Genomic DNA, 22673 nt, shown 5'->3' with positions numbered 1-22673 from the left:
ATCACCGCCTCCGGTCTCGTCCTCCGTGAGGACACCTGAGCATTCGAAGAGGTAGCCCTACATGTCTGCGACTCGCATTCCCAGTCGTCTCCGTCGTCTGAACAAGGTCCAGAAGATCTCCGTGGCCGGTGTGTCGGCCCTGGGCGTCGCCGCCCTGACCTTCTCGCTCGTCCCGTCGAACGCCGATGCCGAGATTGCCCCGCAGGCGGCAGCCGCCGCTGCGCCCGTGGCCTTCACCAACGCCACGGGAACCGCCCAGGCCAAGACCGTGCAGAACAGCATGATCGAGCAGCACTCGACCGCCGAGAAGCTGGTGAAGGCCGCCGACGCCGCCAAGGCGAAGGCCGCCGCCGAGACCAAGGCCAAGGCCGCGAAGGCGAAGGCCGCGTCCGAGGCGAAGGCCAAGGCCGCCGCCGAGGCCAAGGACAAGGCCGAGAAGGCCGCCAAGGCCAAGGCGGACGCGAAGAAGCGCGCGTCCGAGAAGGCCAACCGCTCCACCGCGCGCAAGCCCGTCTACGCCAACAACCTGGACGGCTGGATCCGCGAGGCCATGGCGATCATGAAGAAGGAAGGCATCCCCGGCTCCTACGAGGGGATCCACCGCAACATCATCCGTGAGTCCAGCGGCAACCGCTGGGCGATCAACAACTGGGACATCAACGCCCGCAACGGCGTCCCGTCCAAGGGTCTGCTCCAGGTGATCCAGCCGACCTTCGACCGCTACCACGTGGCGGGCACCAAGAAGGACCTGTACGACCCGGTCGCCAACATCGTCGCCGCCTGCAACTACGCGGCCGACCGCTACGGCTCCATGGACAACGTCAACAGCGCGTACTGATCCGCTCGGCCCAGCCGTGCAAACACCGCGGCCGGCACCCCCTCGGGGGTGCCGGCCGCGGTGTCGTGTCCCGGTGCCTACTTGCGCATGACCTCGGGCTCGTGGCGGCGCAGCAGGCGCGCGACCGCGACGGCACAGACGGCGCCGATCACCAGCAGCACGAAGATGTTGATCCCCCACTGGGTCGCCGTGGCCTCCCACAGCGGATCCAGGTCGGTCGGGTTCTTCGGGTCCCACGGCGGCATCAGGTTGGCCAGGTCCAGCGTCGTACCGGCTGCGGCCACGCCCCAGCGGGACGGCATCAGCCAGGTCAGCTGCTCCAGGCCGGGCGTCCCGTAGACCTGGAAGAGGACACCGGTGAACACCAGCTGGACGATCGCGAACATGACCAACAGGGGCATGGTCATCTCGGAGGTCTTGACCATCGCGGAGATCATCAGACCGAACATCATCGAGGTGAACCCGAGGACCACGATCGAGATGCAGATCTCGACGGCCGGAGGCATGAACAGCCCTTCCTCCGGCAGGTCACGGACGGCGAAGCAGATGCCGCAGAGGATGACGCTCTGGAAGGCCGTGATCACGCCGAGCACGATCACCTTGGACGTCAGATAGGCCGAGCGGGACAGGCCGGTGGCCCGTTCCCGTTCGTAGATGACGCGTTCCTTGATCAGTTCTCGTACGGAGCTGGCCGAACCGGCCAGGCAGATGCCGACCGCGAGGATCAGCAGGATCATCCCGGCCTTGCCGTTGAACCGGGTCGGCGGGGTGGGCGGGGCCAGTCCGAAGTCCGCCGGGATGACCGCGGCCAGCACACCGATCACCGCGGGCAGCGCCACCATCAGGCCGAGGAAGGCCTTGTCGGACGCGATGACGGAGGTGTAGCGGCGCACCAGGGTCCACAGCTGTGTCCCCCAGCCCTGCGCCTTCGGGGGCCGCATCTGCTGGGGCGGCGGCATGTTGACCGGCTGGGCCGCGACGGCGTCGATGTCGGCGGCGTACATCTGGTAGTGCTGCGAACCGCGCCAGCGGCCCGCCCAGTCGTAGTCGCGGTAGTTCTCGAAGGCGGAGAAGACGTCGGCCCAGCTGGTGTAGCCGAAGAAGTTCAGCGCTTCCTCCGGCGGACCGAAGTAGGCGACGGAACCGCCCGGCGCCATCACGAGGAGCTTGTCGCAGATCGCCAGCTCGGCGACCGAGTGGGTGACCACGAGCACCGTGCGGCCGTCGTCGGCGAGGCCGCGCAGCAGCTGCATGACGTCGCGGTCCATGCCCGGGTCGAGACCGGAGGTCGGCTCGTCCAGGAAGATCAGCGACGGCTTGGTGAGCAGCTCCAGGGCGACCGAGACGCGCTTGCGCTGGCCGCCGGAGAGCGAGGTGATCTTCTTGTCCTTGTGGATGTCGAGCTTGAGCTCGGCGAGGACCTCGGTGATCCGGGCCTGGCGCTCGGCCTCGGTGGTGTCCGCGGGGAAGCGGAGCTTGGCCGCGTACTTGAGGGCCTTGGCGACGGACAGCTCCTTGTGCAGGATGTCGTCCTGCGGGACCAGACCGATGCGCTGGCGCAGCTCGGCGAACTGCTTGTACAGGTTCCGGTTGTCGTAGAGGACGTCACCCTGGTTGGCGGGCCGGTAGCCGGTGAGCGCCTTGAGCAGGGTGGACTTCCCGGAACCGGACGGGCCGATGACCGCGATCAGCGACTTCTCGGGGACGCCGAAGGAGACGTCCTTGAGGATCTGCTTGCCGCCGTCGACCGTCACCGTGAGGTGGCGGGCGGAGAAGGAGACCTCACCGGTGTCGACGAACTCTTCCAGCCGGTCGCCGACCAGCCGGAACGTCGAGTGGCCGACGCCCACGATGTCGTTCGGGCCGATGAGGGCCGAGCCGGACTTGTGGAGCGGCTGCCCGTTGACGTAGGTGCCGTTGTGCGAGCCGAGGTCGCGGATCTCGAAGCGGCCGTCGGGCGTCGCGTGGAACTCGGCGTGGTGGCGGGAGACCTGGAGGTCGGAGACGACCAGTTCGTTCTCCAGCGCACGACCGATGCGCATGACCCGGCCGAGAGCCAGCTGGTGGAACGTGGTGGGGCTGCGGTCGCCGTAGACCGGCGGCGCCCCCGCGGCGCCGCCCTGTCCCGGTCCGCCCTGCTGCCCGGGGTTCTGCTGATGCGGCACGTTCTGGTGCGCTGGCTGCTGGTGCGGGACCTGCTGCTGGGGCGCCTGAGGCTGCTGCCAGGCCTGCTGCTGGGCAGGGGGCTGGTGGTGCGCCGGGGCCTGGTGCTGGGCGGGTGCCTGCTGTCCGTGCCAGCCCGGGGCGCCGCCCTGGGGCTGCTGGTGGGGCTGGTGCGCCGGGGCCTGCTGCGCTGCGGCCGCCTGGCCGCCGGCCACACCGGCTCCCGCGCCGGCGCTGAGGCTCACCCGGGGGCCGTCGGTGGCGTTGCCCAGGTGCAGCACCGAACCGGCGCCGAGCTCCACCTGCTGGATCCGTCGGCCCTGCACATAGGTGCCGTTGGTGCTGCCGTGGTCCTCGATGGACCAACTGCGGCCGTTCCAGCTGATCGTGGCGTGCCGCCACGACACTCTGGCGTCGTCGATCGCCAGGTCGCCCTGCGGATCACGTCCAAGGGTGTACGACCTGGACGGATCGAGCGTCCAGGTGCTGCCATTCAATTCCAGTACGAGTTCCGGCACTCCGCGCCCCACTAGTTGTCCCCCGTGATACCCCCCGTCGCAGGGAGTCTAGGGATGCTGAACATCGTGGGGAACTATTCCAGGACCTGTCCCCGATCCGAAAGTCGGGCGGGTGAAGAGCGCGGGGAGACCTGCGCGAGCACCCCCGTACCGGGGGGTGAAACAGGAGCGGACATGGTCAGATCACACTGAAGGCTCTGCAACCTCCCAAAGGGTTCTCAGCGACGTGATAACGGTTGATACGAGACACCTGGTCCGGCCGAGCGCAAGACCTGTACCGGCCAGATCTTGTACCGCCCGGATCCGGACGCGCCGTCGGCGGTACCGGTGGGACTCCGTCCGGCACTCGGGACGGGCGGCCGGAGGAGAGGGCGGGACCGATACGGTGGGAGCACCATGAGCGCATCTCAGCCACCTCAGCACCCCTCCTCTTCTGAGCCCGGTGAGTCCCTTGAGCCCCGCGGGCCCCGTCGGGCCGACGGAAGCGGCGACGGGCCCCCTCCGGGCAGCGACGCACCCACGCTGCTGGTCAAGATCTTCGGCAAGGACCGTCCCGGCATCACCGCCGGGCTCTTCGACACCCTCGCCGCGTACGCGGTCGACGTCGTGGACATCGAGCAGGTCGTCACCCGTGGCCGCATCGTGCTGTGCGCCCTGGTCACCGCGCCCACGGCGGGCGGGACCACCGAGGGCGATCTGCGGGCGACCGTGCACAGCTGGGCCGATTCCCTGAAGCTGCAGGCCGAGATCATCTCCGGCATCGGCGACAACCGGCCCCGCGGTGACGGCCGTTCCCATGTGACGGTGCTGGGGCACCCGCTCACCGCCGAGTCGACCGCCGCCATAGCGGCCACCATCACCTCGACCGGCGGGAACATCGACCGTGTCTTCCGGCTGGCGAAGTACCCGGTGACCGCCGTCGAGTTCGCGGTGTCGGGGACCGGGACCGCGGAGCTGCGGACAGCGCTGGCGACCGAGGCCGCGGAGATCGGCGTGGACGTCGCGGTGGTCTCGGCCGGGCTGAGCCGGCGGGCCCAGCGGCTGGTGGTCATGGATGTCGACTCCACACTGATCCAGGACGAGGTGATCGAGCTCTTCGCGGCCCACGCGGGCTGCGAGGACAAGGTCGCCGAGGTGACCGAGCAGGCGATGCGCGGCGAGCTGGACTTCGAGCAGTCGCTGCACGCCCGGGTCGCACTGCTGGCCGGTCTGGACGCCTCGGTGGTGGACAAGGTCCGCACCGAGGTACGGCTCACGCCCGGCGCCCGCACGCTGATCCGCACGCTGAAGCGGCTCGGCTACCAGGTCGGCGTCGTCTCCGGCGGCTTCACCCAGGTCACGGACGACCTCAAGGAGCGGCTCGGCCTGGACTTCGCCTCGGCCAACACCCTGGAAGTGGTCGACGGCAGGCTCACCGGCCGGGTCGTCGGTGAGGTGGTGGACCGGGCGGGCAAGGCCCGGCTGCTGCGCAGCTTCGCCGAGCAGGCGGGGGTACCGCTGGCCCAGACGGTGGCGATCGGGGACGGGGCGAACGATCTCGACATGCTGAACACGGCCGGGCTCGGTGTCGCGTTCAACGCCAAGCCGCTGGTCCGCGAGGCGGCGCACACCGCGGTGAACGTGCCGTTCCTGGACACCGTGCTCTATCTGCTCGGCATCACCCGGGAAGAGGTCGAAGCGGCGGACGGCCTCGTCGACTGAGCCCGTCCGTACGAAGGCCAGGGCCCCGGCACCGCGATGGCGCCGGGGCCCTGTCCGTGCGCTCGGCCGCTCCGCGCGCTCAGTGGTCCCGTGGGTGCGCTCGGCCGCTCCGCGCGCGCCCAGTGGTCCCGTGGGTGATCAGTCGTTCGGGGTCCAGTACTCCGTGAGCCTGCCCGCCCCGTGCTCCAGGCTCTTCCAGGAGCCGGGGAACTCCACCACGGCGTAGGCGGCGGTGGGAAAACCGTCCCGGGTCATCCGGGCCAGGGTGTCGCCCTCGGCCGAGCCGGAGAGGGCGTCGGCGGCGCCGTGCATCCCCGGGTTGTGGCCGATGACCAGGAGGTTGCGCACGTCGTCGGGGGTCTCGTTGAACAGGGCGATCAGTTCGCCGAGGGAGGCCTCGTACAGCCTCTCCTCATAGACGGTCCGGGGGCGCTGGGAGAATTCATGGACCGCCAGCTTCCAGGTCTCCCGTGTCCTGGCGGCACTGGAGCAGAGGGCCAGATCGAAGTCGATGCCGGAATCGGCGAGCCTGCGGCCGGCCACGGGCGCGTCCTTTCGGCCGCGCTCGGCCAGCGGGCGCTCGTGATCGGAAGCCTGTGACCATTCCGCCTTGGCGTGCCGGAGAAGGACGATCCTGCGAGGTGTCTCGACGCTCATACATCTCAGCTTCGCATGAAACGCGCCCTCGGGCGCAGGGTGTTGACGGGCTCATCCGGACGGTTGACGCGCTGGTCCGGGGCGGCTTCGGCTCAGCGGAACAGCAGCTGGAAGGTGAGCTCGATCAGTTGTCCGAAAGCGGGGGCGGCGGTGGCGGCCTGGGCCTGTCCGGGGCTGAGGATCATCAGCAGCAGCGCGGCGAACACGACGGCGGGCAGGGCGACCGCCCACCACGGCAGCCGGATCTCGACACTGTCGGCGGCCGGTCGGTGGGACCTGGTGTGCGTCGGTGCCGGCATGTGCGCCTCCGTCAAGTCAGCGGGTCGTTACCGAAGAACCTACGGAACGGGCACGGCCGGTCCCATCCGGTGACCCACCCACTCGACCCTGACCCTGGCCCCCTAGGGGAAGGTGGGGCTAGCCCCACCCCCGGGGCCCGAGGCGTCAGGGCGTCAGGCTTCAGGGCGAGGCGATCGTGGCGATGACACCGATGACGACGGTGACGAGAAGCATCGCGCCGAACACGAGGAGAAGCTTCTTCTGGCCGTTCTGGGGATTCGGATCGAGCACTGGCATGAGGTCAGTGTCGCATCTCAGCACTCGTCCTCGATCGTCCGGTCCCGGCCGGCGAGGATGCCGGCCACCATCTGGGGAAGCATGAGGCCCGCCATCAGGGCGATCGGCAGCCCCCAGCCGCCGCTGTGCTGGTAGAGCACGCCGACGAGCAGCGGGCCGGGGATCGAGAGCAGATAGCCGGTGGACTGGGCGAAGGCGGAGAGCCGGACCACACCCGCGCCGGACCGCGCCCGCATGCCGATCATGGTGAGGGCGAGCGGAAAGGCGCAGTTGGCGATCCCGAGGAGCAGGGCCCAGGCCCAGGCTCCGGCGGCGGGCGCGAGGTAGAGGCCGCTGTAGCCGATCAGGCCGCACAGGCCGAGGACGACGACGATGGGGCCCTGGTTCTTGAGCCGGGAGGCGACCCGGGGGATGACGAAGGCCAGCGGGACGCCCATCGCCATGGTGACCGCGAGCAGGAGTCCGGCGGTGCCGGCGGAGACCCCGGCGTCGCGGAAGATCTGCGGCATCCATCCCATGGTGATGTACGCGGCGGTGGCCTGGAGCCCGAAGAAGCAGGCGAGGCCCCAGGCGGTCCGGCTGCGGGTGATCTTCAGGGCCGGCGCCTCGGTGGCGTTCGCGGCGGCCGGCTCCGGCCGGCCGGGGGCCGGGGTGCGGTCGCGTACGAGGACGATCCAGGGCAGCACCGCGACGGCGGCGAGCACGGCCCAGACGACCAGGCCCGTCTGCCAGTCGCCGCCCAGCGCCCCGGTGACGGGGACGGTGAGGGCGGCGGCCAGGGCGGTGCCGAGGGCCAGGGCCATGGAGTAGAGGCCGGTCATGGTGCCGACGCGGTCGGGGAACCAGCGCTTGACGATCACCGGCATCAGGATGTTGCTGACGGCGATGCCCATGAGGGCCAGGGCGCTGGCGGCCAGGAACCCGGCGGTGGAGCCGATGTAGGGGCGGACGGCCAGGCCCAGGGCGATCGCTGCCATGCCCGCGCAGACGACGGCGCCCGCGCCGAAGCGGCGGGCGAGGCGCGGTGCCATGACGCCGAAGACGGCGAAGCAGAGCGGCGGTACGGAGGTCAGGACGCCGGCCACGCTGCCGCTCATGTGCAGCCCTTCACGGACCTCTTCGAGGAGGGCGCCGAGGCTGGTGATGGCGGGGCGGAGGTTGAGCGCGGCCAGGACGAGCCCCACGGCGATGAGGCGCAGCAGCCACGGGGAGGGCCCCTCGGCTGCCCCGGGAAGCGACCGGGCCCGGGGGGCGGGGGACGTGCGCGCGGGGGTGTCGCGGTTCAGGGTCGGGGTCTGCGTCTCGTCGTCCGGCATGGAGCCATCATAGAATCATGGGATGATTGATTGTCCACTCCGGCCCTAGGTCCTGTCGTCAAACTGCCGTCGTCGCCCGGAGGGCGGCCGCGCGGCGTCCGGTGCGTGCGATCGCAAGGCGCCTGAATGGTCTTGTAGCGGAGCTACCAGGGCATTTGGGCAACGCCGCGAGCGTGCGTGCCGGGCGTCGCGCGGCAGACGGCAGTCTGAGGACAGGACCTAGCCCGGAGCCCCCGCGTACGTTGAGAGAATGCGGGAGAGAATCCGGCCCGGACCTCACCGCTCACGAGCAAGGAGCACCATGGCGCTGACGTCTCCTCGGCGTTCGGCACTCTCCGACCAGGTGATCGCCCAGTTGCGGAACCAGATCACCTCGGGCGAGTGGCCGGTCGGCTCGCGGATTCCGACCGAGCCCGAGCTGGTCGAACAGCTGGGCGTGGCCCGTAACACCGTCCGCGAGGCCGTGCGGGCGCTCGCGCACAACGGGCTCCTGGACATCCGGCAGGGCTCCGGCACGTATGTGATCGCCACGAGCGAGCTGGCCGGGGTGATGCACCGCAGGTTCGCGGCGGCCGACCCCCGGCATGTCGCGGAGCTGCGCTCGACCCTGGAGTCCTCGGCGGCCCGGCTGGCGGCGGTCCGGCGCACGGACCGGGATCTGCGGCAGCTGGACGCGTTGATGGCGCGCCGGGAGGGGGCCTGGGAGTCGGGTGACGCGGAGGCGTTCGTGGCGGCGGACGCGACGCTCCACCTGGCGGTGGTCGCCGCCTCGCACAACGATGTCCTGACCGGGCTCTACGCCGATCTCGGGGATCTGCTGCGCGACTATCTGCGCGGCGACGTGGGCCCCGAGCTGCGGCCGGAGAACCATATGGACCACGGCAGGCTGGTCGAGGCGATCCGGGCCCGGGACGCGGAGACGGCCGCGGCCGAGGCGGCGAGCCACGCGCTGCGCTGCTTCACGGACCGGGTGTAGCCCTCGGGCCCGCTCACAGCGGGGCGGGCCGGTGGCTCACCCAGGCGGTGACGACCTCTTTCCAGCAGCGGTCCTCCAGCCGTACGGTCCGGCCGGGTTCCACCGCGACCACCTCACCGTCCGCGTCGACGTCCCACCACCGGTCGCACTCGGTGTGCAGCCGGACCAGATCGACGGAGGGGTAGGGGTTGTGGCAGTAGGCCAGGACCCGGGAGCCCTCGACGGTCGTACGGCACTCCGATCCGGCCGGTTCGGGCTTCGGGGGCGCCGTTTGCGTACCGGAGTCGGCTCCCCTGGCGGCGTGGACCCCGAGCGGTACGGCGAGGGCGGCCACGGCCACCGGTACGGCCAGGAGGAGACGGGTTCGTCGGCGCGTGGGGCGCACAGCGATCTCCCTCCCGCAGCCTGACCAGAAGTCCGGTTCCTCCTCATTCTGCGGTGGATCGGCCGACTTTTCGACCGGAGCGACCACGCACGGCGACGGCCCCCGGTCGCGCCACCCTCCACAACGGGGTGACGCGGCCGGGGGCCGTTCAGCTGAGGCGGTACGCGGTCAGGCGCCGATCATGTGCACGCCGCTGTCGACGTGGATGATCTCGCCCGTGGTGCGCGGGAAGAAGTCGGAGAGCAGGGCGACGATGCTGCGGCCGGCCGGCTCCGGGTCGTTCATGTCCCAGGCCAGGGGGGCGCGGGTGTTCCAGACGTCGGCCAGCTCCTCGAAGCCCGGGATGGACTTGGCGGCCATCGAGCGGATCGGTCCGGCGGAGATCAGGTTGCAGCGCAGCCCGTCCTTGCCCAGGTCACGGGCGAGGTAGCGGGAAGTGGCCTCCAGTGCGGCCTTGGCCGGGCCCATCCAGTCGTACTGCGGCCAGGCGTACTGGGCGTCGAAGGTGAGGCCGACGATCGAGCCGCCCTCGCTCATCAGCGGCTTGCAGGCCATGGCCAGCGACTTCAGCGAGAACGCCGAGACGTGCATCGCGGTGGAGACGGACTCGAAGGGCGTGTTGAGGAAGTTGCCGCCGAGCGCGTCCTGGGGCGCGAAGCCGATGGAGTGGACGACGCCGTCGAGCGAACCGAGCTCCTCGCGGACCAGGCCCGCCAGCCGGTCCAGGTGCTCCTGGTTGGTCACGTCCAGCTCGATGACCTTGGCCGGCTTCGGCAGCTTCTTGGCGATGCGCTCGGTCAGGGTGGGGCGCGGGAAGGCGGTGAGGATGACCTCGGCGCCCTGCTCCTGGGCCACCTTCGCGGCGTGGAACGCGATGGACGACTCCATCAGCACCCCGGTGATGAGGATGCGCTTGCCGTCGAGAATTCCGCTCATGGTGATCAGTGACCCATGCCCAATCCGCCGTCAACGGGAATGACGGCTCCAGTGATGTACGACGCGTCGTCGGAGGCGAGGAAGCGCACGGCGGCGGCGATCTCCTCGGGCCGCGCGTAGCGGCCGAGCGGCACCTGGGCCACGATGCCCTTGCGCTGCTCCTCGGTGAGCACCTGGGTCATGTCGGTGTCGACAAAACCGGGCGCGACGACGTTGAAGGTGATGTTCCGCGAACCGAGCTCGCGGGCCAGCGACCGGGCGAAGCCGACCAGCCCGGCCTTGGAGGCGGCGTAGTTGGCCTGACCGGCCGACCCGAGGAGGCCGACGACGGAGGAGATCAGGACGACCCGGCCCTTCTTGGCGCGCAGCATGCCGCGGTTGGCGCGCTTGACGACCCGGAAGGTGCCGGTGAGGTTGGTGTCGAGGACGGAGGTGAAGTCCTCCTCCGACATCCGCATCAGCAACTGGTCCTTGGTGATGCCCGCGTTGGCGACGAGCACCTCCACGGGGCCGTGCTTCTCCTCGATCTCCTTGTAGGCCTGCTCCACCTGCTCGGCGTCGGTGATGTCGCAGCGGACCGCGAGAACCCCGGCTTCGGTGAGGGCCTGAGGGGGCTCTCCGGAGCGGTAGGTGATCGCTACCTGGTCGCCGTTGTCGGCGAAGGCGCGGGCGATGGCGAGGCCGATGCCCCGGTTTCCTCCGGTGACGAGAACCGAGCGGCTCAACGGATCACCCTTTCCTTGGCGGTCTGGTGCGTGGTCCCGGGCGGTCGGGTACGTCGAAAACCTATCGGTACCGTGGGCCGATCGAGGAATCGGGCCCTGACAGTGGCTTGTCCGGGGTGCTGTGGGGTTCCTACAGTCCGGGGCGATGCGTGGTCGGCCCACGCGTCCGTGATATCCCCCGGTACGGTCACCCTCCGGCGTGGTTCACTGCCGTGGTGTATCGAGAAGGGAACTCCCTGTGCCCCACGAGGTAGATCAGTCATTCCTGGCCCTGCCGTCGCGCGCGCTGGCCGACGCGGCGCTCGCCCGAGCGCGGGCCCTCGGCGCGACACACGCCGACTTCCGGCTGGAGCGGGTGCGCAGCGCCACCTGGCGGCTGCGGGACGCGCGGCCGGCCGGGGCGTCGGACAGCACGGACCTGGGGTACGCGGTGCGCGTGGTGCACGGCGGGGCCTGGGGGTTCGCGTCCGGGGTCGATCTGACGATGGACGCGGCCGCGAAGGTGGCCTCGCAGGCCGTCGCGATGGCCAAGCTGTCGGCGAAGGTGATCGCGGCGGCCGGCTCGGACGAGCTGGTGGAGCTGGCGGACGAACCGTCGCACGGTGAGCGGACCTGGGTCTCGGCGTACGACGTCGACCCCTTCTCCGTACCGGACGAGGAGAAGGCGGCGCTGCTCGCCGAGTGGAGCGGGCGGCTGCTGGGCGCGGAGGGTGTCGCGCACGTGGACGCGTCCTTGATGACCGTGCACGAGAACAAGTTCTACGCGGACACGGCGGGCACGGTCACCACGCAGCAACGGGTGCGGATCCACCCGCAGTTCACCGCCGTCGCGGTGGACGGCACGACCGGCGAGTTCGACTCGATGCGCACCATCGCGCCGCCGGTGGGCCGGGGCTGGGAGTATCTGACCGGCACGGGCTGGGACTGGGACGCCGAACTGGAGCAGATCCCCGGGCTGCTGGCGGAGAAGATGCGGGCGCCGAGCGTCGAGGCGGGGGCGTACGACCTGGTCGTCGACCCGTCGAACCTGTGGCTGACGATCCACGAGTCGATCGGCCACGCCACCGAGCTGGACCGGGCGCTGGGGTACGAGGCGGCGTACGCCGGGACCTCGTTCGCCACCTTCGACCAGCTCGGCAAGCTGGCGTACGGCTCCTCCGTGATGAACGTGACCGGCGACCGCACGGCCGAGCACGGGCTCGCGACGATCGGGTACGACGACGAGGGCGTCGAGGCGCAGTCGTGGGACCTGGTGAAGGACGGCACGCTCGTCGGCTACCAGCTGGACCGCCGGATCGCGAAGCTCACCGGGCTCGGCCGGTCCAACGGGTGCGCGTACGCGGACTCGCCGGGCCATGTGCCCGTCCAGCGCATGGCGAACGTGTCGTTGCGTCCGGATCCGGGCGGGCTGTCCACGGAGGACCTGATCGGCGGGGTCGAGCGCGGGATCTACGTGGTCGGCGACCGTTCGTGGTCCATCGACATGCAGCGCTACAACTTCCAGTTCACGGGACAGCGGTTCTTCCGCATCGAGAACGGGAAGCTCGCCGGGCAGCTGCGGGATGTGGCGTACCAGGCGACGACCACGGACTTCTGGGGCTCGATGGAGAAGGTCGGCGGCCCCCAGACGTACGTCCTCGGCGGCGCGTTCAACTGCGGCAAGGCCCAGCCGAGCCAGGTCGCGGCCGTCTCGCACGGCTGCCCGTCCGCCCTCTTCCGGGGCGTCAACATCCTCAACACGACGCAGGAGGCCGGGCGATGAACGGCGACCACGGAACCGGCTGGGGGTCCGGGGGTCGTCCCCCGGGCAAGCACAGTCTCAACACGACGCAGGAGGCCGGGCGATGAGCCGCGTCAGCAAGCCGTACGAGATCGTCGAGCGGGCTCTGGAGCTGTCCACCACGGACGGTCTGGTGGTCATCGCCGACGAGCACTCCTCCGCCAATCTGCGCTGGGCGGGCAACGCGCTCACCACGAACGGGGTGACCCGGGGGCGGACCCTGACCGTCATCGCGACCGTGGACGGGGCCGAGGGCACCGCCTCCGGTGTGGTCTCCCGGTCCGCCGTGACCACCGACGACCTGGAGCCGGTCGTCCGCGCCGCCGAGGCCGCCGCCCGGGGCGCGGGTCCGGCGGAGGACGCGCAGCCGCTGGTGAGCGGGGTGCCCGCGTCGCCCGGCTTCACGGACGCGCCCGCCGAGACCGGCTCGGAGGTCTTCGCGGACTTCGCCCCGGCGCTCGGCGACGCCTTCGCCCGGGCCCGCTCGGGCGGCCGTGAGCTGTACGGCTTCGCCAACCACGAGCTGACCTCCACCTACGTGGGGACGTCGAGCGGGCTGCGGCTGCGCCACGACCAGCCGAACGGGACGCTGGAGCTGAACGCGAAGTCGCCGGACCGGACGCGCTCCGCGTGGGCGGGCCGGGCGACCCGGGACTTCAAGGACGTCGACCCGGCGGCGATGGACGCGGAGCTGGCGCAACGGCTGCGCTGGGCACAGCGGCGCATCGAGCTGCCCGCCGGGCGGTACGAGACGCTGCTGCCGCCGACCGCGGTGGCGGACCTGCTGATCTACCAGCTCTGGTCGTCGACCGCGCGGGACGCGGTGGAGGGCCGGACGGTGTTCTCGACCCCGGGCGGCGGGACCCGGCTGGGCGAGACGCTCACCCCGCTCCCGCTCACCCTGCGCAGCGACCCGCACGCCCCGGGTCTGGAGGCGGCACCGTTCGTGATCGCCCACTCCTCCGGCGACAGCGGTTCCGTCTTCGACAACGGGCTGCCGCTGGCCCCGACGGACTGGATCCGGGACGGAAGGCTGGAGCGGCTGACGACGACCCGGCACGCGGCGGGTCTGACCGGCCTCCCGGTCGCCCCGGGCATCGACAACCTGCTCCTGGAGGGCGGCGGCGAGAAGTCGTTGGAGGAGATGGTCGCCGCGACGACCGGGCGGGCGCTGCTGCTGACCTGCCTCTGGTACATCCGCGAGGTGGACCCGGCGACGCTGCTGCTGACCGGGCTGACCCGGGACGGCGTCTATCTGGTCGAGGACGGCGAGGTGGTCGGCGAGGTGAACAACTTCCGGTTCAACGAGTCGCCGGTGGACCTGCTGTCGCGGGCCTCGGAGGCGGGCCGTACGGAGAAGACGCTGCCGCGCGAGTGGGGCGACTGGTTCACCCGGGCCGCGATGCCGGCGCTGCGCATCCCGGACTTCAACATGAGCTCGGTCAGTCCGGGCGTATGACTCGGTCAGCCCGGGCGTACGACCCGCCTAGACTGACCCGTACATCTCTACCAGGCATAAGGAGCACCGGAACCGTGACGGACATCGTCGACGAGCTGAAGTGGCGCGGGCTGTTCGCCCAGTCCACTGACGAGGACGCATTGCGCAAGGCTCTCGCGGACGGTCCCGTCACCTTCTATTGCGGCTTCGACCCGACCGCGGCCAGCCTGCACGTGGGGCACCTGGTGCAGGTGCTCACCATGCGCCGGCTCCAGCAGGCCGGGCTGAAGCCGCTGGCGCTGGTCGGCGGGGCCACGGGGCAGATCGGTGACCCGCGGCCCACCGCCGAGCGGACGCTGAACGACCCGGAGACCATCGCCGCCTGGGTGCAGCGGCTGCGGGGGCAGATCGAGCCCTTCCTCACCTTCGAGGGTCCGAACGCGGCGACGATGGTCAACAACCTGGACTGGACCGCGGGCATGTCCGCGATCGAGTTCCTGCGGGACATCGGCAAGCACTTCCGGGTCAACAAGATGCTCACCAAGGACTCCGTCGCCCGCCGGCTGGAGTCGCAGGAGGGCATCAGCTACACCGAGTTCAGCTACCAGCTGCTCCAGGGCATGGACTTCCTGGAGCTGTACCGCCGGCACGGCTGCACCCTCCAGCAGGGCGGCAGCGACCAGTGGGGCAACCTCACCGCGGGCATCGACCTAATCCACCGGCTGGAGCCGGGGGCGGTCGTGCACGCGCTGGCGACGCCGCTGATGACGAAGGCGGACGGGACGAAGTTCGGCAAGTCCGAGAGCGGCGCCGTCTGGCTCGACCCGGAGATGACGACGCCGTACGCGTTCTACCAGTTCTGGCTGAACGTGGACGACCGGGACGTCTCGCGCTACCTGCGCATCCTCAGCTTCAAGAGCCGTGAGGAGCTGGAGGAGCTGGAGAAGCTGACCGAGGAGCGGCCGCAGGCCCGCAACGCACAGCGGGCGCTGGCCGAGGAGCTGACGACGCTGGTGCACGGCGGTGCGCAGTGCGCGGCCGTGATCGCGGCGTCGAAGGCGCTGTTCGGGCAGGGCGAGCTGGCCGAGCTGGACGAGGCGACGCTGAGCGCGGCCCTGTCCGAGGTGCCCCACGCCACCGTCGCCGAGCTGGGTCCGCTGGTGGACCTCCTGGTGGAGGTCGGTCTCGCCCCCAGCAAGTCGGGGGCCCGCCGTACGGTCAAGGAGGGCGGCGCCTACGTGAACAACGTGAAGGTCGTCGACGGCGAGGCCGCGCCGGACTCCGGGGAGCTGCTGCACGGGCGCTGGCTGGTGCTGCGCCGCGGCAAGAAGAACCTGGCGGCCGTGGAGGTCAGCCCGGCGGGCTGACCTCGCGGGTGACGGCGCCGCGGCCGGACACGTCTTCTCACGTGTCCGGCCGCGGCGGGTCCGGCCCGGCCGTCGTGCGGTACGGTTTCCGGCGCGTGGGGCGCCCGGCCCTCACGGGATGTCCGTCATCCTTTCTGCGCCTTGATGTGCTCGATGACCTCGTTGAAGTCCTTGGTCGGCGAGAAGTCCAGGTACTCGCAGTCCTCCAGCGCCACCGGGGCGTGTCCGGGCGGCCAGTAGAACGTCTCACCCGCTTCGTAGACGTCGTCGCCGTGGGGGGTCCGCATCTTCAGCCGGCCCTTGAAGAGATGGCCCCAGTGCGGGCACGGGCAGAGGTCGTCGGCCAGCCCCTGGAGAGCCGGACCCATGTCGGTGCCCTCGGGAAACTTCACAAAGGCGACGGACATGCCTCCACCGACGTCCTGAACACGCAGCTCCACTCCGTCGCCCTCGATGACGACAGGAGTGTCCTTCCGCGTCGTCGCTGTCATGGTTCCTCCTCGCTCATCTGTCGAAGGGAACAGCGAGAACTTCCTCCCCTCCAGTCTGGGCCCGGGAGCTGCGCACCGCGAGCCTGTACGCCCCGTCATCCGGAGGCCGGGACAGCGGTGACGGAGCGGGGCACGGTTCCAGGCGGGCACGGATCGGCTCCGTCGTCCTGTCGCCGCCTCGACCGCCCACAACGCAGTGCCGCGGCCGGACACGCTTTCCTCGCGTGTCCGGCCGCGGTGTATCGGTCGTGCGGTGACCGGGTCAGGTTCTCTGACTGCGGCCGCCCCGGATCTTCTGCCAGGCCATGTCGCCGACGGCGACGACCGCCACGGCGCCCGCCAGCTGGAGCACATGGCGGATCCAGTCGATGCCCTTGGTGTCCTCCACCCCGATCCAGCCCGCCACGGCGTTGCCGAGAATGCTGCCGAGGATGCCGAACACGGCCGTCAGCCAGAGCGGGATGTCCTGCTTGCCCGGCAGGATCGCTCTGGCGATGACACCGAGCACCAATCCCACGATGATCGCCCACAACCAGCTCATTTCGCCTCCTCGTGCGGCGCGGAGTGCGCGTCCGTCCAGTCTTGGCCCGCCGTCCGGGCGCCCGCATGCCAGGTTGGGCCGTCCGGGGGACCCGGGTCCCACCCGCCGGGCGGGCCCCGGCCGCCCGCCCGGCGGACACCGGGCGTACCGTGGATGCGGCCCGGTCCGTGAACGTCCGGCGACGACATCTGGTGGTGGAGCATGCTGCGGAAGAACGCGGATTCGGAGGTCATCCGGATCACGGGCGCCCGCCAGGGGCTGACGGAGGACGTCCGCGGGCGGCAGCGGCGCTATGTGATCTCGATGTCGGTGCGCACGGTGTCGGTGGTGCTGGCCGCGGTGCTGTGGAACGTGGAGCGGCATGTGGCGATCGTGGCGCTCGTGCTGGGCGTGCTGCTGCCGTACGTGGCGGTGGTCATCGCCAACGCGGGCCGGGAGAACGCGACTTCGCTGCCGACGACGTTCGTGCCGATGCCGGTGCGGCCGGCTCTGGAGGCCGCTCCGGTGACCGGTTCGGCGGAGCCGGGCGACGCGCGGGGGGCGTCCGGTCGGGTTCCGCCGCCGCATGAGGCCGGCTGAGCACACACGTTGCGCGAAGCTCAGGAAAAGCTCAGATCAATCATGACGTTCCGGTGCACCGCACCCCGGTCCCCGTGACATACTTCGAAGGCGCTCCGCATCCCCCGTCGGAGCGACGGACCGACGCCGGGCAGCTCCCCCCGTGGCTGCTCGGCGTCGCCTTTTCTCCGGCCGGGGTGCGCGTCAGGAGCCTTGCGATCCAGCTGACTTGGCCCGCGCGTACCTGATTTAGGCTGGGAGCTGTGATTTTTCCCGAGACGTCCGCCGAGAGTCCCACCGGTGCCCCGCTCTGTTCCGCCAAGGGCTGCCGGGCCGCCGCCGTGTGGGTGCTCGCCTGGAACAACCCGAAGCTGCACACGCCCGAGCGGCGCAAGACCTGGCTGGCCTGTGACGAGCATCGGGAGCACCTGTCGTCGTTCCTCGGCGTACGGGGTTTCCTCAAGGACGTCGTGGCGCTGAAGGACTGGGAGCCCGGCCCCGGGGGCGAGGGATCGCGGGACGCCTGAGCGTCGGCCCGCGGAACGTCCGAGCGGCGGCGGGCCGGACCGTCGGCTCCGGTCTCAGCCGCCGATCGCCGACATCGGGCGGTCGGGCTGCAGGAACGAGGGGTCGTCCAGTCCGGAGCCCGCCTTCTTGCCCCACATGGCCGTCCGCCAGAGCTGGGCGATCTCCTCGTCCGGCGCGTCCCCGCGCAGCGCCCCGCGCAGATCCGTCTCCTCGCGGGCGAAGAGGCAGGTGCGGACCTGGCCGTCGGCGGTGAGCCGGGTGCGGTCGCAGGCGCGGCAGAACGGGCGGGTGACGGAGGCGATCACGCCGACTCGGTGCGGGCCGCCGTCGACGGTCCAGCGCTCGGCGGGGGCGGAGCCGCGGGACGCGTCGCTCTCGGGGGTGAGGGTGAAGCGGGTGCGCAGCGAGGCGAGGATGTCACCGGCGGTGATCATGCCGTCGCGCTTCCAGCCGTGCTGGGCGTCGAGCGGCATCTGCTCGATGAAGCGGAGCTCGTAGTCGTGGGCCACGGCCCAGGCGAGCAGCTCGGGGGCCTCGTCCTCGTTGAGCCCCGGCATCAGGACGGAGTTGACCTTCACCGGGGTGAGCCCGGCCTCCTGGGCGGCCTCCAGGCCGTCCAGCACGTCCTGGTGGCGGTCCCGGCGGGTGAGGGTCTTGAAGACGTCGGGCCGCAGGGTGTCCAGCGAGACATTGACCCGGTCGAGGCCCGCGGCCTTGAGGGCGGTGGCGGTCCGCTTGAGCCCGATGCCGTTGGTCGTGAGGGACATGCGGGGGCGGGGGGTGAGCGCGGCGCACTGCTCGACGATGGAGACGAGGCCGGGGCGGAGCAGGGGCTCGCCGCCGGTGAAGCGGACCTCGGTGATGCCGAGCCGGGTGACGGCGATCCGGATCAGGCGCACGATCTCGTCGTCGGAGAGCAGCTCGCTCTTGCCGAGCCACTGGAGGCCCTCTTCCGGCATGCAGTAGGTGCAGCGGAGATTGCACTTGTCGGTGAGTGACACGCGCAGGTCGGTGGCGACCCGGTCGTAGGTGTCGATGAGCACGGTGGGCCCCTCCCCCGGTGGTGCGATCGCTTCTCTTCGCTTCAGGTACTTCCGAGCCTACGTGAGACATGTGACAACGGCGTGGCCCGTTTGCCACGAGGTGCGGCCGGGCCGCGTCGTAGGACTCTACGACGCGGCCCGGCCGCGGGTGGTGGGCGATGGGCCGAACGGGCCCGCCCGCTCTGGTGTGCTCAGTGGGCTCCGACGCCGGTGAGGGACTTGACCTCCAGCTCGGCGTACTTGTCCGAGTCGGCCTTCTCCTTGGAGATCAGCGAGCCGATCCAGCCGAGCAGGAAGCCGAGCGGGATCGAGATCAGGCCGGGGTTCTCCAGCGGGAACCAGGCGAAGTCGACGTCCGGGAACATCGAGCTGGGCTTGGAGGAGACGACCGGCGAGAACAGCACCAGCAGGACGGAGGAGGCGAGTCCGCCGTAGATGGACCAGAGGGCCCCCTGCGTGGTGAAGCGCTTCCAGAAGAGGCTGTAGAGGATCGTCGGCAGGTTGGCGGAGGCCGCGACCGCGAAGGCCAGGGCGACGAGTCCGGCGACGTTCAGGTCGCGGGCGAGCGCACCGAGTGCGATGGAGACGATGCCGATGGCGACGGTGGCCCAGCGCGCCGCGCGGACCTCCTCCTTCTCGGTGGCCTGCCCCTTGCGGATGACGTTGGCGTAGATGTCGTGCGCGAAGGACGAGGAGGAGGCAAGGGTCAGTCCGGCGACGACGGCCAGGATGGTGGCGAAGGCGACGGCGGAGATGACCGCGAGGAGGATGGCGCCGCCGGTGGATCCGGCGCCGCCGCCGATCTCCAGTGCGGCCAGTGGCGCCGCGGTGTTGCCCGCCTTGTTGGAGGCGATGATGTCGTCCGGCTTGAGGATCGCGGCGGCGCCGAAGCCGAGCACGATCGTCATCAGGTAGAAGGCGCCGATGATGCCGATCGCCCAGTTCACGGACTTACGGGCGGCCTTGGCGGTGGGCACGGTGTAGAAGCGGATCAGGATGTGCGGCAGGCCGGCGGTGCCGAGGACCAGGGCGATGCCGAGCGAGATGAAGTCCAGCTTCGAGACGCTGTCGGCGCCGTACTTCAGGCCCGGCTCCAGGAAGGCCGCGCCCTTGCCGCTGTTGCTGGCGGCGGTGCCGAGCAGGTCGGAGATGTTGAAGTTGAACTTCAGCAGGATCAGGAAGGTGATGAGCAGGGTGCCCGCGATCAGCAGGACGGCCTTGACCATCTGCACCCAGGTGGTGCCCTTCATGCCGCCGATGGTGACGTAGAGGATCATGAGCACGCCGACCAGGGCGACGATGAGGATCTTCCCGGCGTCGCTGGTGATGCCGAGCAGCAGCGAGACGAGGACGCCCGCTCCGGCCATCTGGGCCAGCAGGTAGAAGATCGAGACGACGATCGTGGACGTGCCGGCGGCGGTACGGACGGGGCGCTGGCGCATCCGGTAGGCGAGGACGTCGCCCATCGTGTAGCGGCCGGAGTTGCGCAGCGGTTCGGCGACCAGGAGCAGGGCGACGAGCCAGGCGACGAGGAAGCCGATGGAGTACAGGAAGCCGTCGTAGCCGAAGAGGGCGATGGCTCCGGCGATGCCGAGGAAGGACGCGGCGGACATGTAGTCGCCGGAGACCGCGAGTCCGTTCTGGAATCCGGTGAACTGGCGGCCGCCCGCGTAGAAGTCGGAGGCGCTCTTGGTCTGCCGGCCCGCCCACACGGTGATGAAGAGGGTGGCGACGACGAACGCGGCGAACAGCGAGATGATCAGCGGCCGGTGCTCGCTCGCCCCCTCGGTGGCGGCCAGCTGGACGGCGGGGTAGAGGGTGTGGGCGGCGCTCATGCGTCGGCCTCCATACGGGACTTGATCGCCTCGGCCTTGGGGTCGAGCTTGCCGGCGGCGTGCCGGGAGTACAGCCAGGCGATGAGGAAGGTGGTGGCGAACTGGGCGAGTCCGAGGACGAGCGCCACGTTGACGTTGCCGACGACCTTGGTGGCCATGAATCCGCCCGCGTAATTGCAGAGCAGGACGTAGAGCAGGTACCAGGTCACAAAGGCGATGGTCAGGGGGAAGGCGAAGGAACGGTAGGAGCGGCGCAGGTCGGCGAACTCCGGGCTCGACTGCACCGCGACGAACGCCTCGGTGGTGGGCTGGACAGGTCCGGTGGGCGATGTGCCCTCGGGGGGCGGTGCATCGGTTGCCACGGAAACTCCTCGCGACGCGGGTGCGGTGATCTGGGGGACGTTGGATGTCAAAGGAGGCCTCTCTACCGGCGGGGACGGTGATGTACCTCCTGGACAACGGCACGGAGGGCGCGACGAAGCGGTTCACCGCGTCTTTCGCCTTCTCGTTCGCCTGCCCGGAGGGGTCGCCGTTCGGCCGGTTGGCTGCGCGTCGCCCGTCCACGTTCGGCCGCTTCGGTCACTCTTCGAACTCACTTGCCCGTAAACGTTGATGCGCCGGCATGATCGGCGATAGCTTCACTCGTCATGTACGCGACCGAACACGCCAGGTGTCCGGTCGTTCGACGGATGATGTGGAGAACCCATGGCTCATCTGGCATCGAGACGGACCCGCGCACTGGCGGTACCCGTCGGACTCGCGCTGACCGCCTCGCTCGGCTTCCTGCCGACGGCGACGGCCACGGCGGCGCCCACGGGCGAACAGGCCTCCGCGAGCGTGCGGACCGACGGGCCGAAGCTGTCCTACGTGGTCAACGTCCGGGGCGGCCACGGCACGGTGAAGAACGTCAAGAAGGCGATCGCCAAGGCCGGCGGCACCGTCGTCATCACCTACGAGCAGATCGGCGTCATCGTCGTCCACTCGCAGAACCCGGCCTTCGGCGAAACGATTCGCCGCGCACGGGGCGTCGAGTCGGCGGGCGCCACCCGCACGAACCCGATCGTGCCGCAGGCCACGAAGGACATCGGCTCGATAGCCGAGCCGCTCACCGCTGAGCAGGCCGCGGCGGCCGCCGCGGAGGCGAAGGCCGGCGAGGACCCGCTGGAGCCCCTCCAGTGGTCGCTGCCCGCCATCAAGGCGGACAAGGCGCACCAGAAGTCGCTGGGCTCGCGGAAGGTGACGGTCGCCGTCATCGACACGGGCGTCGACGACACCCACCCGGACCTGGCCCCGAACTTCGACGAGCGCGCCTCGGCGAACTGCGTGTCGGGCGCTCCGGACACCACCGCCGGCTCCTGGCGTCCCGCGGCGGGTGAGAGCGACCACGGCACGCATGTGGCGGGCACCATCGCCGCCGCGAAGAACGGCGTCGGCGTCACCGGCGTCGCTCCGGGCGTGAAGGTGTCGGGCATCAAGGTGTCGAACCCGGACGGGTTCTTCTACACCGAGGCCGTCGTCTGCGGGTTCCTCTGGGCCGCCGAGCACGGCGTCGAGGTGACCAACAACAGCTATTACACCGACCCGTGGCTGTTCAACTGCAAGAACGACGCCGACCAGGGCGCTCTGGTCGACGCGCTCACCCGCGCCGTGAAGTACGCGGAGCGCAAGGGCACGGTCAACGTCGCGGCGGCGGGCAACTCCCGCCACGACCTGGCGCTCGACGCGATCGAGGACAGGACCAGCCCGAACGACACGGAGCCGGTCACCCGGACGATCGACCCGAGCGCCTGCCCGGACATCCCGACCATGCTGCCGGGCGTCGTGACGGTCTCCGCGACGGGCGCGAAGGGCCTGAAGTCCTCGTACTCGAACTACGGCAAGGGCGTCATCGACGTGGCGGCCCCGGGCGGTGACTCGACGGTCTACCAGACCCCCGAGCCGCCCGCCGTCAACGGCCTGATCCTCTCCACCCTGCCGGGCGGCAAGTTCGGCTACAAGGCCGGTACGTCGATGGCGTCCCCGCACGCCGCGGGCGTCGTGGCGCTGATCAAGTCCAAGCACCCCTACGCTTCGCCGGCCGCGGTCAAGGCCCTGCTGACGCTGGAGGCGGACGCGAAGGCGTGCGGTGAGCCGTACGACATCAACGGTGACGGCGTCATCGACGCGGTCTGCGAGGGCGGCAAGAACTACAACGGCTTCTACGGGGCCGGCGTGGTGGACGCGCTCGACGCGGTGCGCTGGTAGCAGCACGCCACGGTACGGCCGAGGGGCCCGGGGAGAAGGTTCTCCCCGGGCCCCTCG

22 protein-coding genes are annotated in these 22673 nt (G+C 70.4%); 9 read left to right on the top strand and 13 right to left on the bottom strand.

What is annotated here, in order from left to right; genetic code table 11:
- The first annotated feature begins 61 nt into the window (after nt 1-61).
- The gene (locus IE145_RS23430) at nt 62-838 is read left to right on the top strand and encodes a transglycosylase SLT domain-containing protein (protein ID WP_189527409.1); all 777 of its coding nucleotides are present in this window, start codon (nt 62-64) and stop codon (nt 836-838) included.
- Nucleotides 839-915: 77 nt separating this feature from the next.
- Here the strand turns inward: IE145_RS23430 and IE145_RS23425 are convergent, their stop codons facing one another.
- Nucleotides 916-3531 carry an ABC transporter ATP-binding protein/permease gene (locus IE145_RS23425; protein WP_189527408.1) on the bottom strand — a complete coding sequence of 872 codons (2616 nt, stop codon included), beginning with the start codon at nt 3529-3531 and terminating at the stop codon, nt 916-918.
- A gap of 384 nt (nt 3532-3915) precedes the next feature.
- On the opposite strand from IE145_RS23425, the gene serB reads away from it, so the two are divergent.
- Nucleotides 3916-5220, top strand: a complete 1305-nt coding sequence (gene serB, locus IE145_RS23420) for a phosphoserine phosphatase SerB (RefSeq protein WP_189527407.1) — start codon at nt 3916-3918, stop codon at nt 5218-5220.
- A gap of 138 nt (nt 5221-5358) precedes the next feature.
- Here the strand turns inward: serB and IE145_RS23415 are convergent, their stop codons facing one another.
- The 4 genes from IE145_RS23415 to IE145_RS23405 form a co-directional block, all read right to left on the bottom strand.
- Nucleotides 5359-5877, bottom strand: coding sequence for a SixA phosphatase family protein (locus tag IE145_RS23415; protein ID WP_189527406.1), 519 nt, complete (start codon nt 5875-5877; stop codon nt 5359-5361).
- A gap of 92 nt (nt 5878-5969) precedes the next feature.
- Complete coding sequence (locus IE145_RS23410; protein ID WP_189527405.1) at nt 5970-6176, bottom strand: hypothetical protein; 207 nt, start codon at nt 6174-6176, stop codon at nt 5970-5972.
- 160 nt (nt 6177-6336) lie between these two features.
- Nucleotides 6337-6453 (bottom strand): SGM_5486 family transporter-associated protein, encoded by a 117-nt coding sequence (locus tag IE145_RS33780; protein ID WP_006123569.1) that lies wholly within the window; start codon nt 6451-6453, stop codon nt 6337-6339.
- A gap of 17 nt (nt 6454-6470) precedes the next feature.
- Nucleotides 6471-7769, bottom strand: coding sequence for a CynX/NimT family MFS transporter (locus IE145_RS23405; RefSeq protein ID WP_189527404.1), 1299 nt, complete (start codon nt 7767-7769; stop codon nt 6471-6473).
- Between the two features lie 301 nt (nt 7770-8070).
- Here IE145_RS23405 and IE145_RS23400 point away from each other — a divergent pair, with 301 nt between their 5' ends.
- Nucleotides 8071-8745, top strand: coding sequence for a FadR/GntR family transcriptional regulator (locus IE145_RS23400; protein WP_189527403.1), 675 nt, complete (start codon nt 8071-8073; stop codon nt 8743-8745).
- 13 nt (nt 8746-8758) lie between these two features.
- Here IE145_RS23400 and IE145_RS23395 read toward each other — a convergent pair whose 3' ends face one another.
- The 3 genes from IE145_RS23395 to fabG form a co-directional block, all read right to left on the bottom strand.
- Nucleotides 8759-9130, bottom strand: a complete 372-nt coding sequence (locus IE145_RS23395; RefSeq protein ID WP_189527402.1) for a hypothetical protein — start codon at nt 9128-9130, stop codon at nt 8759-8761.
- Nucleotides 9131-9298: 168 nt separating this feature from the next.
- On the bottom strand, nt 9299-10066 hold the full coding sequence (gene fabI / locus IE145_RS23390) for an enoyl-ACP reductase FabI (RefSeq protein WP_189527401.1): 768 nt from the start codon (nt 10064-10066) through the stop codon (nt 9299-9301).
- A 5-nt stretch (nt 10067-10071) separates the two neighbouring features.
- The gene (gene fabG, locus IE145_RS23385) at nt 10072-10791 is read right to left on the bottom strand and encodes a 3-oxoacyl-[acyl-carrier-protein] reductase (protein WP_065480378.1); all 720 of its coding nucleotides are present in this window, start codon (nt 10789-10791) and stop codon (nt 10072-10074) included.
- A 238-nt stretch (nt 10792-11029) separates the two neighbouring features.
- Between fabG and IE145_RS23380 the strand changes: the two genes are divergently transcribed.
- The 3 genes from IE145_RS23380 (at nt 11030) to tyrS (ending at nt 15376) form a co-directional block, all read left to right on the top strand.
- Nucleotides 11030-12553: a TldD/PmbA family protein gene (locus tag IE145_RS23380; RefSeq protein WP_189527400.1), complete on the top strand. Its 1524-nt coding sequence runs from the start codon at nt 11030-11032 to the stop codon at nt 12551-12553.
- Nucleotides 12554-12635: 82 nt separating this feature from the next.
- Nucleotides 12636-14030, top strand: a complete 1395-nt coding sequence (locus IE145_RS23375) for a metallopeptidase TldD-related protein (RefSeq protein WP_189527399.1) — start codon at nt 12636-12638, stop codon at nt 14028-14030.
- Between the two features lie 74 nt (nt 14031-14104).
- Nucleotides 14105-15376, top strand: a complete 1272-nt coding sequence (gene tyrS / locus IE145_RS23370; RefSeq protein ID WP_189527398.1) for a tyrosine--tRNA ligase — start codon at nt 14105-14107, stop codon at nt 15374-15376.
- 125 nt (nt 15377-15501) lie between these two features.
- Here tyrS and IE145_RS23365 read toward each other — a convergent pair whose 3' ends face one another.
- Both IE145_RS23365 and IE145_RS23360 read right to left on the bottom strand, forming a co-directional pair.
- The gene (locus IE145_RS23365) at nt 15502-15867 is read right to left on the bottom strand and encodes a cupin domain-containing protein (protein ID WP_069739686.1); all 366 of its coding nucleotides are present in this window, start codon (nt 15865-15867) and stop codon (nt 15502-15504) included.
- 262 nt (nt 15868-16129) lie between these two features.
- Complete coding sequence (locus IE145_RS23360) at nt 16130-16408, bottom strand: GlsB/YeaQ/YmgE family stress response membrane protein (RefSeq protein WP_006123578.1); 279 nt, start codon at nt 16406-16408, stop codon at nt 16130-16132.
- A 201-nt stretch (nt 16409-16609) separates the two neighbouring features.
- Between IE145_RS23360 and IE145_RS23355 the strand changes: the two genes are divergently transcribed.
- Together IE145_RS23355 and IE145_RS23350 are read left to right on the top strand one after the other, a co-directional pair.
- A complete protein-coding gene (locus IE145_RS23355; protein WP_189527397.1) occupies nt 16610-16987 on the top strand; it encodes a DUF3099 domain-containing protein in 378 nt (125 codons plus the stop codon).
- 242 nt (nt 16988-17229) lie between these two features.
- A complete protein-coding gene (locus tag IE145_RS23350; RefSeq protein WP_189527396.1) occupies nt 17230-17493 on the top strand; it encodes a hypothetical protein in 264 nt (87 codons plus the stop codon).
- 54 nt (nt 17494-17547) lie between these two features.
- On the opposite strand, the gene moaA is transcribed toward IE145_RS23350, so the two are convergent.
- From moaA to IE145_RS23335, 3 genes are all read right to left on the bottom strand, one after another.
- The gene (gene moaA, locus IE145_RS23345) at nt 17548-18537 is read right to left on the bottom strand and encodes a GTP 3',8-cyclase MoaA (RefSeq protein WP_229825755.1); all 990 of its coding nucleotides are present in this window, start codon (nt 18535-18537) and stop codon (nt 17548-17550) included.
- 191 nt (nt 18538-18728) lie between these two features.
- Nucleotides 18729-20372 carry a monocarboxylic acid transporter gene (locus IE145_RS23340; RefSeq protein ID WP_189527395.1) on the bottom strand — a complete coding sequence of 548 codons (1644 nt, stop codon included), beginning with the start codon at nt 20370-20372 and terminating at the stop codon, nt 18729-18731.
- Nucleotides 20369-20734, bottom strand: a complete 366-nt coding sequence (locus tag IE145_RS23335) for a DUF485 domain-containing protein (protein ID WP_189527394.1) — start codon at nt 20732-20734, stop codon at nt 20369-20371. Before IE145_RS23335 ends, IE145_RS23340 begins: the two co-directional genes overlap by 4 nt.
- Before the next feature lie 343 nt (nt 20735-21077).
- Here IE145_RS23335 and IE145_RS23330 point away from each other — a divergent pair, with 343 nt between their 5' ends.
- A complete protein-coding gene (locus IE145_RS23330; RefSeq protein ID WP_189527393.1) occupies nt 21078-22616 on the top strand; it encodes a S8 family peptidase in 1539 nt (512 codons plus the stop codon).
- The last annotated feature ends 57 nt before the right edge of the window (nt 22617-22673 follow it).

Origin of the sequence: Streptomyces sindenensis (assembly GCF_014649035.1) — a bacterium.
Classification (GTDB): Bacteria; Actinomycetota; Actinomycetes; order Streptomycetales; family Streptomycetaceae; genus Streptomyces; species Streptomyces sindenensis.
The sequence above is the reverse complement of the archived record's forward strand: the minus strand, read 5'-3'. Positions and strand labels throughout refer to the sequence as shown.